This is a genomic window from Planctomycetota bacterium (assembly GCA_035574235.1).
Taxonomy (GTDB): domain Bacteria; phylum Planctomycetota; class MHYJ01; order MHYJ01; family JACPRB01; genus DATLZA01.
The window spans coordinates 12,113-28,132 of record DATLZA010000090.1 but is presented as its reverse complement, the minus strand read 5'-3'; the positions used below and the strand labels follow the sequence as shown (position 1 = coordinate 28,132).

Genomic DNA, 16,020 nt, shown 5'->3' with positions numbered 1-16,020 from the left:
TCTACGGCCCGCTGCCCGCCTATCCGTACTGGGCGCGGGCGCAAGCGGCCGAGGGCACCGTGACGCTTCACTTCCGGGTGGACTCCGAGGGAAACGTGGGGGACGTCCGAATCCGGGCGATCGAAGGGGATGATCGCTTCGGCGAGCTGGCGCGCCGCGCCGTGAGCGAATGGCGTTTCGAACCGGCGATGTTCCGCGGCCGGCCGGTGGCCGTATGGTGCGTTCAGCGGATTCGCTTCCGGCTGGAGGACTGACGGATGGCGTGGGTCGTCATGCTTCTGATCGGTTTCGTCCAGGACGAGGCGGCCCTGGGGGACCGTGCGCTCCGCGAAGGGCGCTATGCGGAGGCGGCGGAGCATTACGAGCGCGCGGCGGCGCGCGGCGGCGCGTCCGCCGGCCTTTGGCGCCGTCTCGGTCTGGCGTACTCCCGCCTGGAGCAGTGGGCGAAGGCCGCCGCGGCCTACCGTTCGTGTCTCGCGCTCGAAGGGGAAAGCGGAGCGGATCTCTGGCGCGCCTTTGCGCAGGCTTCGTCCCGGGCGGGGGCGCTGGAGGACGCTCTGGAAGCCTGGGCGAAGGCGGAATCGCTCGATCCGGGCGGCAGGGACGCGCTCTTCCGGGCGCGGGCGCTTGTGGAGAGGGAACGATGGACGCTGGCGGAGCACGAGACGGCCCGTTTTCTCAGGGTCCATCCGCGCGATCCCGAAGCCCGCGAGCTGTGGGCGTATGTGCTCGAACGGACGGCGCGGAAGGCCGAAGCCGCCGAGGTCTACCGGGAGCTCCTGCGGGAGGATCCGTTCGATGCGAACCGGCGGCTCCGGCTGGCCGGCGCGCTGGCGGCCCAGGAGCGGGCGGACGAGGCCATCGACGTCCTCGAGGCGGGACGGCGTCTGGCGTCGTCCGGTCCGGCGGCGGAGCGGCTCCTGGCGGACCTCTATCTGGAGCGCAGGATGTACCGGGAGGCGGCGGCCTGCTATGCGCGACTCGTCGCGGGCGGGAAGGAGCGGGCGGCCGAGGACTTCCACCGCCTGGGCCACGCCTACTATCAGACGGGTGAGTTTCTCTCCGCGAAGGAGGCGTTCGAGCGGGCCCGGGCGATCGATCCGGCCCACGCCGGGGCGGCGCTTTTCCTCGGCCACGCGGCGGCCGCGCGCGGGGAAGTCGAGGAGGCGAGGCGCGCGTACGAGGCCGCCGCCCGCGCGAATCCACGCGACGCGCGCCCGTATCGCGCGCTCGGAGATCTGGAGCTCCGGCAGGGGAGACCGGCGGAGGCGGCGGCCGCCTATGCGCAAGCCGTGGCGCGCGGAGGCGGCGACGCCGCCGTTCACGCGAACCGGGTCGCCGGTCTCCTGCAGGCCGGACTTCGGGAGGAGGCTCTTTCGGCCCTGAAGGACGCCGTGAAAGCGCACCCGACGGACGAGCGCTGGCGGGCCTTCTTCAGGGAGCTCGCGCGGGGCGGCTCCTAGGGCGCCGGGAGCGTTTCGCCTTCTGCTTGACGGCCGATCCGTCGCGGGGATAGAGTCACCGGATCGTATGGCCGGCGCGATCGACCGCGAGATGGAGGCCTTTCGGGCGGCCCTGCGGCGGCGGGGGCTTTCGATCACCCGCCAGCGGCTCCGGATCGCCGAGACGGTCTTTTCGACCCACAAGCACTTCAGCGCCGACGATCTGGCCCGCTGGGTCCGCCAGCGGGATCCGCGCGTGGGACGGGTCACCGTCTGGCGGATGCTCAAGGTCCTGGTCGAGGCGGGGCTCGTCGAGGAGCGTCCCTTCCGCAAGGATCGGATGCTTTATGAACACGTCATCGGCCATCGCCACCACGATCACATGGTCTGCCTGCGCTGCGGCCGGATCGTCGAGTTCGAGAATCCCCGGATCGAGAAGGAGCAGGCGCGGTCCGCCCGCGAGCACGGCTTCACGGTCGTGAGCCACCACCACACGCTGTTCGGCTACTGCCGCGCGTGCGGTTCGGGGGCGGCCGGGAAGGGCCGCAGGGACGCCGGGGCGCGGCCGTAGGGGCCGTCTCCGGCCGCCGGGAGGGTTTGCGCGGCGGGCGGGGGGAGCGTAGAATGGCGCCGCGATGATTTATCTCGACAACGCCGCCACGTCCTGGCCCAAGCCGGAAAGCGTCTATCGCGCCATGGACGAGTTCGCCCGCCGCTGGGCGGGCAACCCCGGGCGCTCGGGCCACCGCATGGCGGTCGAGGCGGAACAGCGCGTCCAGCGCTGCCGCGCGGCCGTGGCGCGCCTCCTCAACGCCGAAAGTCCCGATCGCGTCGTCCTCACCCTCAACGCCACGGACGCCCTCAACATCGCCCTGCGCGGATTCCTGCGCCCGGGGGACCACGTGATTACGTCCACGACGGAGCACAACTCCATCAACCGGCCCCTGGCGCGCCTGGCCGCCGAAGGGAAGATCGAGGTGGACAAGGTCCCGTGCGACCCGGACGGGACCGTTGCGCCCCGGGAGATCGAGCGCCGGATGCGCAAGAATACGCGCCTTCTGGCGATCACGCACTGCTCGAACGTCCTCGGCGTCCTGAACCCGATCGACGAGTACGCGCGCCTGGCGCGGGCGCGCGGGATCGCGACGCTCATCGACGCCTCGCAGTCCGTCGGCGTGGCGCCCCTGGACGTGCGGGCGCTGGGGCTGGATCTCGTGGCCTTCCCGGGGCACAAGAACCTCTTCGGTCCCATGGGCACGGGCGCGCTCTACGTGGCGCCCGGGGTGGAACTGGCTCCCTGGCGGGAAGGCGGCACCGGCTTCAAGGCGGACCAGGAGCGCCAGCCCGAGGAGATGCCCTTTCGCCTGGAGGGGGGCACCCCGAACGCCCACGGGTACGCAGGCTTGGCCGCGGGCGTCGAGTTCGTCGAGAAGGAGGGGCTCGAGAAGATCCTGCGCCATGAGCGGGACCTGGCCCTGCGCTTCATCGAAGGGGCCCGGAAGATTCCGGGCGTGGAAGTCTTCGGCGGCCGCAGCCCCGAGCGGCAGCTCGGTCCGGTTTCGGTCCGCGTCGCCGGCGTGGAGCCTTCGGAAGTGGGGCGGATCCTGGACGAACGCCACGACATCGCCTGCCGGCCGGGCCTCCACTGCGCGCCCGGGACCCATCGGTTCCTGGGGACCTTTCCCGCAGGCACGGTGCGCTTCAGCTTCGGGCTCTTCAACACGGAGGAGCATGTCGAGGCCGCCCTCCGGGCCCTGCGGGAGGTCGCGGTTCGGAGCTGACCGCGAAAGCGTTGACCCGGCCGGGGCAAGGCCGTTAGATTGGCTTGCATCCGGGAGGTGCTTATGAGACGCGCGTCCGCCGCCTTGGCCGTTTTCGCCCTGGCCGCCTGCAGTTCGTCGCCCGAACCCGCGCCCGAATCGGCCGCCCCGGCCCCCGCGCCGGCTCCGGCGGATCCCAAGGCCGCGCGGGTTTCGGCCCTGCGGGCCGAGATCGACGCCAAGCGCGCCGAGATCCGGCAGGCGGAGGAGGACCTCGGGAAGATCGCCGCGGAGCGGCGCGAGCTCGAGGGACGGCCCGCTTCGGCGGAGAAGACGCAGCGTCTGGCGGAACTCGCGCGCCTGGAGTCGGAGACCCGGCGGAAGAAGGCGTCGCTCGAGGCGGACGTGGCTCCCCTGGAGCGGGAGCTGGCCGGTCTCACCGGCGCCCCCGCGCCCGCCGCGGCCGAGACCGCGGAGGACGCGCTGGAGCGGGCCCTGGCCGCGGAGGAGCGCCGGCGGAAGGAGGAGGCCGAGCGCGCCGCGACGGAGCGACGCCGCCGGGAAGAAGCGGAGCGCGCCCGGCAGGCGGAAGAGGCCGCCCGGGCGAAGGAGAAGCTTCCGGTCGCCGCTCCCGCGGCCGGAGGCGAAGGCGCGCTCTTCGAGGAGCGCTGGGCCCAGCTCATCCTGGCGATCCGCCGGGAGCTCGAGAAGTACAAGCGCTGGTAAGGTCTCCGACGTTCCGCGACCGGGGGAAGGGTTCCGGTCCGCCATGCGTCTGACGCGCTACCTCAAGCCCGCCCAGATCCGCCTGGAGCTTCGGACCACCACGCCGCCCGAGATTCCCGAGGGCTGGTCGCGCGAGCGCTTCGTGTGGTCGGTCAAAGAGAGGGTGCTCGCGGAGATCGCGGAGCTTCTGGCCGCCTCGGGGAAGGTGGGCAACGAGCGCAAGTTCTACCAGGACCTTCTCAACCGCGAGCGGAAGGCTTCGACGGCGATCGGCGGCGGGCTGGCGATCCCCCACGTGCGGACGCTTCAGGCCAAGGACTTCATCCTGGCGTTCGCCCGGTCCACTCCCGGCGTGGAATTCGACGCCCCGGACGGCGCGCCGGTCCACTTCTTCTTCGGCGTGGTGGCGCCGCCGCACGACGACCGGCTGTACCTCGAGGTGTACCGGCGGATCGGGGAAGTCTTCGGGACGCCGGACCGCAAGGAAGCCCTGGGGCGGGCCGCCGACGAGCACGAAGCGATTCGGATCCTGAGCGCCTTCGGCGAGTAGGCCGCTACTGTTTGCGGGGGTCGAATTCCTCGCCGTAGATTTCCTTGTAAAGGGCGACGCGGGCGTTCAGGCGCTCTTCCTTCACCCGGAGATCGCGCCGGGCCGCTTCGATGGCTTCCTTCTGCTCGGCCGTGGCGCCCACGGAGAGCTGGCGGATTTTCTGGTGGGCGAAACGCACTTCGTCCCAGAGCTTGATGATCTCCGCCTTCGCGTGCTCCTGATCCTCCGGCGTGGGCTTGGGCTTCTCCTCGGGCGGCGGAGGGGAGGGCGTCTTCTCCTCGGCGGGCGGGGGAGCGGCCGGAGGCGGCGGAGCCAGCCGCTCGCGGAGGACGGCGAAGCCTTTCCGAAAGCGCGCGCCGAGCTTTTCGCTCCACTCTCCTTCGGCGAGGGAAGCGCCCGGCCAGAGGAAGGCGGCCAGAAGAGCCGGCGGGAGCGCCAGGAGCAGGTAGGCCGCCGCGGCCTTGCCGGCCCCTCCGCGGGCGGGCGCGGGAGCGGCGTTCCGCTCGGGAGCGGGCGCGGGCGCCGCCGTCCGGCGACCCGTGGTGCGGCGGGACGTGACCGCCTTGACCGGCGGCGGAGGCTCCGGGGCGCGCGGGACCTCGAGTTCCGGAGCGATGCGGATTTCGGGCTCGGGTTCCGGGGCGGGGGGCGGGGCCGGTGGTTCCGGTTCTTCGACGCGCGCCGGCGGGCTTTCATCCGCCTTCGCCAAGGCTTCCGCCTGCGCCGGGGCCTCGGCCGCCAGGTCGGCGGACGGACTCGCCGGAGCGTCGTCCACGGCCGGAGCCGGGGCGGCCTCGCTTCGAGGCGCGCGGGCGCTTCCGGAAGGTTCGTCGAGCCAGGAAGGCAGCTCCGCCGCGCCTCCTCCCTCGTCGTGAGGTACCCGGACCGGCTCGGGCTCCGGGGGCGCGGCCGGGGCCGGCTCCGCCTCGGGCTCGGCGGGTGCCGTCCGGGGAGCGGGCGCGGAGAACTTGCGGACGAGCATCTGGGTGCCTTCCGCCTCCGCAACGGGCGCGCGGGTGGCCGGCTTCTTCTGTTCCTGCTGCCACTTGGCCAGGTCGAAGCCGGCCGCCGGGCGGATCTCGCCGGTGGGCAGGAGGATGAGATCCTTCTGGCAGACCGGGCACGCTCCGCGGGCGGGTCTCTGGGGCACGCGGCCGTTGAAGGACGCTTTGCAGTAGGGACAGAGCACGCGGACCGTCGCGGGTTTGGGAGCCGGCGCGCTCGGGGCGGGAGCCGGCGGAGACGCCGCGGCGGCGCCGAGCGCCTGCGCCTCCTGGTTCTTAAGCGCGATCGTGCAGCGCTGGCAGTAGAAGGTGGCGGACGCGACCTGGCTTTCGTCCACGAGCACCTTCAACCCGCACTTCTGGCAGAGCCGGATGGGCATGGCCTCAGGCGCCTCCCCAGAGGAACGCGAGGACACCCACCGTGGCCCCTCCGAGGAACGCGACGGTTCCGAGGAGAAGAGGAACGACCCCCTTGGGACGTTCGAAGAAGGACAGGACCAGGAGGATCAGGCCCACCGCGATCTGAGCCAGCGCCGCCGTTCCGAAGGCCGCCACGACGCGGGCTTCCTTGCCGGCCGCGCTGCCGACCCAGGCCGCGAAGAGCGTCGAAACCAGAAGCAGGGCGTTCAGAAGATGCGCCCGGGCCACTCTGCCTCCGCCGCCGGACCGGGGGGCGGCGACCAGGACGAAGCCCAGGCCGACTCCCCAGAGACCGCCGAGGAAGAGAAGCACGTCCGCCGGATACCGGGCCCCGAGCGCTCGAACGGGAGCCAGGGCGTCGAGGCCGGCGTCCTGGGGAACGCGGGCATGGAGGGCGAAGAGGTAGAAACCCAGCGCGCCCGCCGCCATGAGAACGCCGCCCGAGATGCGTTTCATGTGACCCCGGCAAGTCTAGAACGCACGGCCGGGGATTGCAACGATTTCGTCCCGCGGGCGGCCCTTCCCGGGGCTGGAAGCGCTCGAACGGGCGCGGGTTCCCCGCGATTCGGGGGATTCCCGGGTGAAGGGCGGGTCTAGGGGAGTCCCTCAAGCCGGCGCTTGAGGGCCAGCAGCGGCCGGAGCGCTTCGGGCTGAAGGGGAAGTTCGCACTGCACGCGGGTTCCGCCCGGCACGGGTTCGGTCTCGGCGGCGAATCCGGCTTCGCGGAGCGCGGCGGCCACGCGGTCCCGCGGGGCGGCGAAGACGAGGTCCACCATCATGCGGTCGGTCGTGGGCGGGGGGAGGGACCGGCCGGCGTATTCCGCGAAGGCCAGGCGCGTCAGGCGGTCCGCCTCGGCGTTGGATTCGCGCGGCACGTGTTCGAAGCGGATCGAGGGGAACCGCGACGCAAGCTCCCGGACGCGCTCGTAGAGCGGAGCGAGGAGGGGGGATTTGACTTTGTAGGCCCCCGTGAGCTGCCGCAGGACGAGTTCGCTGTCGCCCCGGACGAGGACGGGCTCCTGGACGTCCTGGGTCGCCAGGTATTCGAGGGCTTTGACGAGACCGGTGTATTCGGCCACGTTGTTGGTGCACTGGGGGGTGCGAGGCGGGCAGGCCAGTCCGTGGCCGTCGTGGAGGATGCGGCCGTCCCGGCGGACCACGAATCCGTAGGTGGCCACGCCGCCGGGGTTGGGTTCGCAGAGTCCGTCGAAGTAGACCTCGATCATTTCGTCCCCGGCCTCATTGTAGCGGAGGGCGCCTCATTCGGGCAGGGGCCGCCCCTTGGTTTCCGGGCAGAGCCAGATGAGGACCATTCCGACCGCGTAGACGAGGGTCACCCAGGAGCACATGCGGGCGACGTCGCCGTCGAAGACCCGCTTGACGAGCTCCCCGCCCGTGACGGCGCCGACGGCGCCCAGGATGCGTCCGATGTTGAAGGCGAATCCGGCGCCGGTGGCGCGCACGCGGGTGGGGAAGAGCTCGGGGAGGTAGAGGGGCAGCCAGCCGTAGAAGGCGGCGGTGAGGCCCCCGACGAGGAAGGTGACCAGGAGGAAGAAGCCGCCGTACTCGGGACGGACGCGGAAGAGGTACTGGCAGGCCGCCAGCGAGGTCAGGCAGAGAAGGAAGTACGCGAGGCGGCGGTTGTATTTTTCGGCCAGGAGGGCGGCCAGGATCGTGAAGAGGATGGCTCCCACGGCGAGCGCGTTCTGGGCCCATTCGGCGGCGCCCGCGCGGCCGCCGGTGAACTGGCCGGTCCAGTTGGGGATCCACTGGACGGAGCCCCACGTGCCGACGAGGGCGAGTCCCGCCAGGCACGCGCCGAGGAGGGTGCGGCCGGCGATGCCCGGGGCGAAGATTTCCGAGACGCGCGTTTTGGGGGCGGTGGCGGCCGCGTGCTTCCAGCGCTCGGACTCGGGGACGAAGATGCGGATGAAGAAGGTGAGAAGGGCCGGCGCCGCGCCGATGAGGAAGATCGTCCGCCAGCCGCCCTCGGCGGAGGGGACCAGGAGGCCGAGCAGGCCCGCCAGAAGAAAGCCCACGTTGGCGGCCGCGCCGATGAGGCCGGCGAGGATCGGCCGGGACTGGGCGGGCCAGATTTCCATGACGAGGGCCACGCCCAGGGACCATTCGCCGCCCATGCCGAGCGCCGCGATGAAGCGCAGGACGCCGATCTGCCACGGCGCGGCGGCCAGCGCGCAGAGGCCCGAGAAGACCGAGTAGGTCAGGACGCTCCAGATCATGGCCTTGACGCGGCCGATGCGGTCGCCCATCCAGCCGAAGAGGATGCCGCCGGCGGCGGCGCCGACGAGGAAGGCCGCGATGATCCAGCCGAACCAGGCCTGCACCAGCGGTTCGAGCTCCGAGGGGTCGGTGCGCGCGGCCAGGAGCTCCCGGAGGGCCGGACGTCCGGCCAGCGGGAAGAGGCCCATCTCCATGCCGTCGAACATCCAGCCCAGGAAGGCGGCCAGGAGGGCCATCCATTTGCCCTGGGGCGCGGGCTCGGCGCCGGGGGATGCGGGTTTGCCTTGAGTCATCGGGCCCTTGTACCAGACGGAGGAATTCTGGTCCAGAAATCCGGACAAGGTACAATGCGGGTCGATGGTGCTTCCGGCGCACGTCCGGGTCCGGGAGGTCGAGATCCGCAAGGAGCGGGTCGCCTACCGCACGCCGCTCAAGTTCGGCGGCGTTCCCACGACGCACGCGACGATCCTGACGGCGCGGGTGCGGGTGGAGGATCGCGCCGGCCGGTCGGAGTGGGGAACGGGAGCGATGCCGCTGGGGAACGTGTGGGCGTTTCCCTCGAAGCGGGCGGGGCCGGACCGGACGCGGGCGGCGATGGAGGCGGTGGCGGACAAAATCGCGCGGCGCCTGCCGGAGCTGGGGGACGAGGGGCATCCGGTCGAGCTCGGCCACCGCTGGGAGCCGGAGTGGAGGCGCCTGGCGGAGGAGGTTTCGCGGGAGCTTCCGGAGCCCGTGCCGGCCCTGGCGACGCTGGTCTGCGCGAGTCCGTTCGACGCGGCGCTTCACGACGCGTACGGTCGGCTCTACGGGCGCCCGGTCTGGGCGTGCTACGGGCCGGGGTGGCTGGAGCACGACCTGTCGCGGTATCTGGACGAGCGGTTCCGGGGGGAGTTTCTTTCCGCGTACGTCCAGGAGCGGCCGAAGCCCTTCCTGCCGCTTTATCACCTGGTGGGGGCGCTCGATCCTCTGACGGCGGCGGACGTGCGGGAGCGGGTCGAGGACGGGCTGCCGAACACGCTGGCGGAGTGGATCGCGCGGGACGGGCTCACGCACCTCAAGATCAAGCTCAACGGGAACGACGCCGGCTGGGACGTGGATCGGATCGTCGCGGTGGACCGGACGGCTTCGGAGGCGCGGCCGGAGGGGCCGTGGACGTATTCGCTCGACTTCAACGAGCAGTGTCCGAACGTGGAGTATCTGCTCGAGGTCCTGGGGAAGGTGCGGGAGCGGAGTCCGGCGGCGTTCGAGCGGACCGCGTACGTGGAGCAGCCGACGGCGCGGGATCTCCGGGCGCACCCGGAGAACCGCATGCATCGGGCGGCGCGCCTGAAGCCGGTGGTGATCGACGAGTCGCTGGTGGATTACGAGAGCCTGCTTCTGGCGCGGGAGCAGGGGTATTCGGGGGTGGCGCTCAAGGCGTGCAAGGGGCAGGGGCAGTCGCTTCTGATGGCGGCGGCGGCGCAGAAATTCGGCATGTTCCTGTGCGTCCAGGATCTGACCTGTCCGGGGCTTTCGTTTCTCCAGTCGGCGGCGCTGGCGGCGCACGTGGGGCCCGTGACCGCGATCGAGGGGAATGCGCGGCAGTACTGTCCGTCGGCCAACGCCGGCTGGGCGGAGCGCTTTCCGGGCGTGTTCACGGTGCGCGCCGGCCGGATCGAGACGGGGATTCTTTCGGGTCCGGGGCTGACGGCGTAAGTTCGCGGCCGGAGTTTCTCCGCGGACCGGCAGGGACGAACCGGGAGCGCGCCCCGGGGGCGCGTCACCCGAGGATTTTCAGGCGCTCTCCCGCCAGGTCCACGAGATACGCCCGCAGGGGGATCCGGGAACGCCCCTTGAGGACGGTGCCGTCCAGGCGGTAGCGCGACGTGCCCGTCGTGCAGTCGAGCGTTCCGGTCTGGGCGTTGTAGAAGACGTCGGCTCCGCAGTGCGCGCAGGCCAGCGCCGCCGCCCCGAAGCCGATCTCCGTGCGCCAGAGGAGCACGACGTCGCCGCCGCCCGGCAGGCGGACCTTCACCTGGGAGCCGGGCTTCGAAAGCGCCGCCGGCACCGCGAGCGTCCGGTCGGCCGCGGCCTCGAGCGTGGGGGCGGGGTTGCTGACGCAGCCGGCCGAAAGCCCCGCGACCCCCGCGGCGGCCGAGCCCAGAAGGAAGGCGCGACGCGAAAGCGTGTTCGTCATGGTCCCCTCTCTCCGAAAATCTCTGAGCGGATAAATTATAACATGTAAAGTATCCAAAGGCAAGCCGTCCTTACCCGCGCCCGGGATCGAGCGCCGCCGCGTCCGGCTCCGAACGCACCCCGAACCCGTACGCGTTGACGTCCGAAAGATCCAGCGCCCCCCGCTCGATCCGCAGGCGCGGCCCTCCCGCCGGCCCGTCCGTGTAGAGCGCCGGATACTCCTCCCGCGCCGCGCGGCCTTCCCGCGCCGAGAGAACCTCCCACGTCCGCACGTAGTGATGGCCGTTGCGCTCGCTGTGCGCGATCCCCAGCGCCGCCGCCAGCGCCAGGTCCTGGTGAAGCGGCACGACGGGCAGGTTCATGAGATCCTCGCTCGACAGAATCCCGCCCGCGGTCCGCATCCTCCGGAAATTCAGAAGCGCCCGGTAGAGCCCTTTGGCGCTCTTGACCGACACCCCGGCGTACCCGAGCGCCCGCGCCCGCTCCGCCGCGTCGTCCGTTCCGTCCGACTCGTCGATGAGGAAACGCTTCCGCCGCGCCAGGTCCCCGAGCGGCCGCTCGAGCGCCGCCCCGCGCTCCAGCGGCTGCTCCACCCAGAGCGTCCGCCGCCAGAATCTCCGCAGGGCGGGATCCGCCTCGAGCGCGTCCATGAGACGGCCGACTTCCTCCGGGGTGTGAAACTGTTCGTTTCCGTCCAGCGTCACTCGGTACGGGCCCGCGGTCCGGTCGAGCACCGCCGCCACGCGCCTCAGCCGGTCGAGCGTCGCTTCGCGATCGGCCGAGATCTTCACCTTGAAGTAGCGCACCCCGTACGCGCGGACCACTTCCTCGAGCGTCTCCGGCAGACCGTCGTGGGCGCGCGGCGCCCCCTCCGTGCCGTCGAGGGGATCGGCCAGTCCCACGGTGTGGCGGACGAAGATTCTCCGCCGCGGCCGCTCCGGGAGGGGAAGCGGGCCGAAGCCCAGAAGATCCTCCCGCAGCGCCCGGTGGAACGTCCGGCCCGTCGCGCGGCAGACGGCGTCGGCGACCGCCAGATCCACAAGCGCCGCTCCGAATCCGGCCGTCAGATCGTTGAGATCGGAAAGCTCCTCCCGGACGCGGGGCGCCGCGGTCCGATGAAGCGTCCAAGGGTCCGCCGCGCCGGCCTCCCGATAAACCTCCGCGGCGGTCCTCGCCGAGCGCAGAAGGTCCTGAATGTCCCGCTCGTGCGTCCGGCCGGGGGACTTGTCGAACCAGAGCGGCGGAAGGATCGCGCCGCTGACGCCGCCGACCGCGCCTCCGTCCACCTCGACCCGCAGCCGCAGATGCGCCACCGGCGCTCCGGTGACGACCGCGCTTCCGTAGCGGAAGGGCAGGCGCGTCCGCACGGGCCGGAGGAAGAGCTCCCACTCGAGAACGCGGACGCGCGGCGCGGCCATCGCCCGGATTCTAAACGGCCGGCGCAACCTCGTGCAACGGCCGGCGCCCCCGCGCTATAATCGCAGGATCGGTACACGGGCCCGATCGCAGGGCGTATCTAATAGTAGGAATCGGGTTCCGGGGGAGCGGGATCGCCCGATCTGGAGGAATCCTATGCGCGAGTTTTCCCGTCGAGAGTTTCTCTTGTCCGCCGCGGCCGCCGCGGCCGCCTCGTCCGCGCCCCGGCTCGCCTCGGCGGCGGGACCCTCCCGTCCCGTCGGAGCCAACGAGATCCTGCGCGTGGCCGTCGTGGGCGTCAAGGGCCGGGGCCTGGCCCACGTGAGCGGTTTCGCCAAGATGAAGGACGTCCAGGTCGCCGCGATCGTGGACATCGACGAGAACGTCATCGATCAGGCGATGAAGACCGCCGAGCGCGGCAGCGGAAAGAAGCCCGCCTTCTACCAGGACATCCGAAAGATGCTCGAGGATAAGACGATCGACGCCGTCTCGATCGCCACCACCAACCACACCCATGCGCTTTTTTCCATCTGGTCCCTCCAGGCGGGCAAGCACGTCTACGTGGAGAAGCCCGTCAGCCACAACGTCTGGGAAGGCCGCAAGATCGTGGAGGCCGCCCGCAAGTACAACAAGATCTGCCAGACGGGCACTCAATGCCGCTCCTCCGCGGGCCTGCGCCGGGCCATCCAGTTCCTGCAGGAGGGGAAGCTCGGCAAGGTGAAGCTCGCCCGGGGCCTCTGCTACAAGCGCCGCGGCTCGATCGGCAAGAAGCCCGACGGCCCGGTGCCCCCCGGCGTGAACTACGACCTCTGGCTCGGCCCCGCCCCCGAACGGCCCTTCAACCCGAACCGGTTCCACTATAACTGGCACTGGTTCTGGGACTACGGCAACGGCGACCTCGGCAACCAGGGCATCCATCAGATGGACATCGCCCGGTGGGGTGTGGGGAAGAACGCGCTCTCCAACAAGGTCATTTCCGTGGGCGGCCGCTTCGGCTACGAAGACGACGGAGAGACCCCCAACACCCAGCTCTGCCTGTACGACTACGGCGACGTCCAGATCCTCTTCGAGGTGCGCGGGCTGGAGACCGAAGCCTACCGCGGGGCGAAGATCGGCGTCGTCTTCCACTGCGAAAACGGCTACCTCGTCAACCCGACCTACACGAGCGCCACGGCGTTCGATCTGAAGGGAGAAAAGATCGAGCACTTCGGCGGCGGCGACGGCGATCACTTCCGCAACTTCGTGGACGCCGTCCGCTCCGGCCGCCGCGAGGACCTGACGGCCGACATCGAGGAAGGACACCTCTCGAGCGCGCTGTGCCATCTGGGCAACATCTCCTACCGGCTCGGCAAGCTCGAGGCGATGTACAAGTCCAACCCCTTCCCGGATCACGACGAGGCCACCGAGACCTTCAACCGCATGAAGGAGCACCTCGCGCAGAACGGCGTGAAGGCTGATCTCACCCAGCTTCGCGTGGGCCGGCTCCTGACGCTCGATCCCAAGACCGAGCGGTTCGTGGGAGACGAGGAAGCCAACAAGCTCCTCACGCGCGAGTACCGCAAACCCTTCGTGGTGCCCGAGAACGTCTGATCCCCTAGTCGCGCGGCCGGGGAGGTCCCCCCTCCCGCCCTCCCCGGCCGCCGTCCCCCCTTTCTTTCCGAGGAGACCTTCGCGATGCGCGGATCCACGAGGCGCGAATTCCTGGCAGAGTCCCTCCTGGCGGCGGCGGCCCTGCCCGCCCTTCCGGCGGCGGCGGCGGGACCCGCTCCGCGGCGGGCCGGACCCAACGAGCGGCTCCGCGTGGCGGTCGTCGGCGTGCGCGGGCAGGGTCGGGTGCACGTCTCCAAGTGGTCGGCTCTTCCCGACGCCGAGGTCGTGGCCGTCTGCGACCCGGATTCCAACGTGGTCGGCGACGCGATGGGGGCCGTCGAGCGGCGGACCGGCCGCAAGCCGCAGCATTACGCGGACATCCGGAAACTTCTTGAAGACAAGACCGTGGACGTCGTCTCGATCGCGACGCCCAACCACTGGCACGTCCTGGCGTCCCTCTGGGCGGTGCAGGCGGGCAAGGACGTCTACGTCGAAAAGCCGCTGGGGCACAATCTGTGGGAACAGCGCAAGCTCGTGGAGGCCGCCCGCAAGTACGATCGCCTCGTGCAGATGGGCAACTATCCGCGTTCCCTGGAGAGCGCCCGTTCCGCCGTCGAGTTCCTGAAATCGGGGAAGTTCGGCCGGATTCTCCTGGCGCGGGGGCTCTGCTACAACCGGCGCGGCTCGATCGGCAAGAAGCCCGACGGGCCCGTACCCCCCGGCGTGGACTACGATCTCTGGCTCGGCCCCGCCCCCGAACGGCCGTTCAATCCGAACCGGTTTCACTACAACTGGCACTGGAACTGGGACTACGGCGGCGGGGAACTCGCCAACAACGGCATCTACTACCTCGACATGGCGCGGTGGGCGCTCGGAAAGTCCGAGCATCCGCGCCGGATCCTCAGCGTCGGCGGCCGCCTGGGCTACGAAGACGACGGCCAGACGCCGAACACGCAGATCGTCCTCTATGACTACGGCGACGCGCAGATCCTCCAGGAGGTCCGGGGGCTTCCGACCGGAAAGTACAAGGACGTCGCGATGGGGAACGTCTTCCATTGCGAGAACGGCTACGTGGCCTCGAGCATCTCGGGCATGGCGGCGTTCGATCTGAGGGGGGAGCTGGTGCAGCGCTTCAGCGGGTCGGGGGACCATTTCCGGAACTTCGCCGACGCGGTCAAGGCCCGCGACCGCGCGCGGCTGAATTCCGAGGTGCTCGAGGGACACCTGTCGACGTCGCTGTGCCATCTGGGGAACATCTCGTATCGCCTGGGGGAACTGCGTCCGCTCTCGCAGGACGCCCCCTTCGGGGCGCACGAGGAGGCCAACGAAGCCTACCGGCGCATGCGGGAGCACCTCGTGGAAAACGGCCTGGAGGCGGCCCGCACCCCGGTGCGCGTCGGGCGGGCGCTGGAGTTCGATTCGCGCACGGAGACTTTCGTCAACGACGCGGCGGCGACGGCGCTGCTGCGGCGCGAGTACCGCAAGCCGTTCGTGGTGCCGGAGAACGTATGAAAACGCTCGTCTTCGGGGCCGCGCTCCTGGCGGCGCTTCCCGCGGCGGCCGACGACGCCGCGGTGACGCTGGCGCCTCACGAAAAGGACCGCCGCTGGCTGCTTCTGGAGACTCCGGTCCCCGAGCGCGTGGGCGTTCCCTGCGAGGTCGCCGACGAACAGGGCCGGCCGGTTCCCAGCCAGACGGAAGGCCGGGTCGTCCGGTGGCTCGTGCCGTTCGTTCCGGCGGGCGCCCGTCCGAGGTTCGTGATCCGCCCGGGGGCGTCGAAACTCCCGGGTCTGGCGCTGGCGGACCTGGAGGGAGGGATCGTTTCGGTGCGCGCGCCGGATCGGGAAATCACCCGCTTTTACCCCGTCGCGGGAACGACGCATCGGAAGCCCTGCTTTTATCCGCTCGTGGCGCGCGGGGCGAACGTCCTGCGCGGATTTCCGATCGAGGATCGACCCGGCGAGGCGCGCGACCATCCTCATCACTCGGGCATCTACCACGCGTTCGGGGACGTGAACGGCCGGGACTACTGGGCCAAGGTTCCGATCACGCACCGGCGGATCCTCGCGCGCGAGGCCGGCCCGGCCTGCGCGCGACTGGCCGTCGAGAACGCCTGGGGAGAGGACCTCGTCGAGATCCAGGACGTGCGGATCCTGAACGCCGGCGAGGATGCGGTCCTCGACTGGACGATCACGCTGCGGGCGGGGGCCGCCCCCGTCGCGCTCGGGACGAACCCCCGGATGGCCAAGGAGGGGAGCTTCGCCGTGCGCGTGGCCGCGGAGCTGAGCCGCAAGGGGGACGCGCCGGACCTCATGACCGACGCGCTCGGCAACCGCGGGGAAAAGGCGATCCGCGCGGCGGCGGCCCCGTGGGTGGATTACTCGGCCGAGGTGAACGGAAGGAAGATCGGCGTGGCGGTCTTCAATCACCCGTCGAGCTTCCGGTACCCGACCACTTGGCACGTGCGGGCGTACGGGCTTTTCGCGGCCAATCCGTGGTACGTGACGGAGGCCAAGGGACTGGACCGCAAGGGCGAGCAGACGCTGGGGCCGGGCGAGTCGGTGGTCCTGAGGTACCGCGTTTACGTCCACGGCGGCGACGCGGCCGAGGGAAAGGTGGCGGACGTCTTCGCCGGCTACGCGCACGCCGAGCCGGCGCGGGAATAGGCGGCCGGGTTCGGAGGGGCCTTCTTCCCG

The 16,020-nt window shown here is 70.9% G+C and carries 16 protein-coding genes; 10 read left to right on the top strand and 6 right to left on the bottom strand.

Going from position 1 to position 16,020, the window contains the following annotated elements; all coding sequences use genetic code 11:
• From VNO22_07745 to VNO22_07720, 6 genes are all read left to right on the top strand, one after another.
• Positions 1-254, top strand: a 254-nt coding sequence (locus VNO22_07745) for an energy transducer TonB (protein ID HXG61249.1), incomplete at its 5' end; no start/stop codon positions are given.
• A 3-nt stretch (positions 255-257) separates the two neighbouring features.
• Positions 258-1,463 (top strand): tetratricopeptide repeat protein, encoded by a 1,206-nt coding sequence (locus VNO22_07740; protein HXG61248.1) that lies wholly within the window; start codon positions 258-260, stop codon positions 1,461-1,463.
• 67 nt (positions 1,464-1,530) lie between these two features.
• The gene (locus VNO22_07735) at positions 1,531-2,013 is read left to right on the top strand and encodes a transcriptional repressor (GenBank protein HXG61247.1); all 483 of its coding nucleotides are present in this window, start codon (positions 1,531-1,533) and stop codon (positions 2,011-2,013) included.
• A gap of 64 nt (positions 2,014-2,077) precedes the next feature.
• Complete coding sequence (locus VNO22_07730; protein ID HXG61246.1) at positions 2,078-3,223, top strand: aminotransferase class V-fold PLP-dependent enzyme; 1,146 nt, start codon at positions 2,078-2,080, stop codon at positions 3,221-3,223.
• A gap of 63 nt (positions 3,224-3,286) precedes the next feature.
• Entirely contained in the window at positions 3,287-3,928 is a 642-nt protein-coding gene (locus VNO22_07725; GenBank protein ID HXG61245.1) for a hypothetical protein, read from the top strand.
• A gap of 43 nt (positions 3,929-3,971) precedes the next feature.
• Positions 3,972-4,478, top strand: a complete 507-nt coding sequence (locus VNO22_07720) for a PTS sugar transporter subunit IIA (GenBank protein ID HXG61244.1) — start codon at positions 3,972-3,974, stop codon at positions 4,476-4,478.
• A gap of 4 nt (positions 4,479-4,482) precedes the next feature.
• Here the strand turns inward: VNO22_07720 and VNO22_07715 are convergent, their stop codons facing one another.
• From VNO22_07715 to VNO22_07700, 4 genes are all read right to left on the bottom strand, one after another.
• A complete protein-coding gene (locus VNO22_07715) occupies positions 4,483-5,862 on the bottom strand; it encodes a hypothetical protein (protein HXG61243.1) in 1,380 nt (459 codons plus the stop codon).
• A 4-nt stretch (positions 5,863-5,866) separates the two neighbouring features.
• A complete protein-coding gene (locus tag VNO22_07710; GenBank protein HXG61242.1) occupies positions 5,867-6,358 on the bottom strand; it encodes a hypothetical protein in 492 nt (163 codons plus the stop codon).
• Between the two features lie 137 nt (positions 6,359-6,495).
• On the bottom strand, positions 6,496-7,128 hold the full coding sequence (rnhA, locus tag VNO22_07705) for a ribonuclease HI (protein HXG61241.1): 633 nt from the start codon (positions 7,126-7,128) through the stop codon (positions 6,496-6,498).
• Between the two features lie 33 nt (positions 7,129-7,161).
• Positions 7,162-8,436, bottom strand: coding sequence for an MFS transporter (locus VNO22_07700; protein ID HXG61240.1), 1,275 nt, complete (start codon positions 8,434-8,436; stop codon positions 7,162-7,164).
• Positions 8,437-8,500: 64 nt separating this feature from the next.
• Here VNO22_07700 and VNO22_07695 point away from each other — a divergent pair, with 64 nt between their 5' ends.
• Positions 8,501-9,838, top strand: a complete 1,338-nt coding sequence (locus VNO22_07695; GenBank protein ID HXG61239.1) for an enolase C-terminal domain-like protein — start codon at positions 8,501-8,503, stop codon at positions 9,836-9,838.
• A gap of 64 nt (positions 9,839-9,902) precedes the next feature.
• Here VNO22_07695 and VNO22_07690 read toward each other — a convergent pair whose 3' ends face one another.
• Both VNO22_07690 and VNO22_07685 read right to left on the bottom strand, forming a co-directional pair.
• Positions 9,903-10,319 carry a twin-arginine translocation signal domain-containing protein gene (locus VNO22_07690; protein ID HXG61238.1) on the bottom strand — a complete coding sequence of 139 codons (417 nt, stop codon included), beginning with the start codon at positions 10,317-10,319 and terminating at the stop codon, positions 9,903-9,905.
• Positions 10,320-10,389: 70 nt separating this feature from the next.
• Positions 10,390-11,736, bottom strand: coding sequence for a mandelate racemase (locus VNO22_07685; GenBank protein HXG61237.1), 1,347 nt, complete (start codon positions 11,734-11,736; stop codon positions 10,390-10,392).
• 154 nt (positions 11,737-11,890) lie between these two features.
• Here VNO22_07685 and VNO22_07680 point away from each other — a divergent pair, with 154 nt between their 5' ends.
• The 3 genes from VNO22_07680 (at position 11,891) to VNO22_07670 (ending at position 15,990) form a co-directional block, all read left to right on the top strand.
• The gene (locus tag VNO22_07680; GenBank protein HXG61236.1) at positions 11,891-13,324 is read left to right on the top strand and encodes a Gfo/Idh/MocA family oxidoreductase; all 1,434 of its coding nucleotides are present in this window, start codon (positions 11,891-11,893) and stop codon (positions 13,322-13,324) included.
• Between the two features lie 84 nt (positions 13,325-13,408).
• The gene (locus VNO22_07675) at positions 13,409-14,836 is read left to right on the top strand and encodes a Gfo/Idh/MocA family oxidoreductase (GenBank protein ID HXG61235.1); all 1,428 of its coding nucleotides are present in this window, start codon (positions 13,409-13,411) and stop codon (positions 14,834-14,836) included.
• The gene (locus tag VNO22_07670) at positions 14,833-15,990 is read left to right on the top strand and encodes a PmoA family protein (protein HXG61234.1); all 1,158 of its coding nucleotides are present in this window, start codon (positions 14,833-14,835) and stop codon (positions 15,988-15,990) included. Before VNO22_07675 ends, VNO22_07670 begins: the two co-directional genes overlap by 4 nt.
• Positions 15,991-16,020 lie beyond the last annotated feature (30 nt).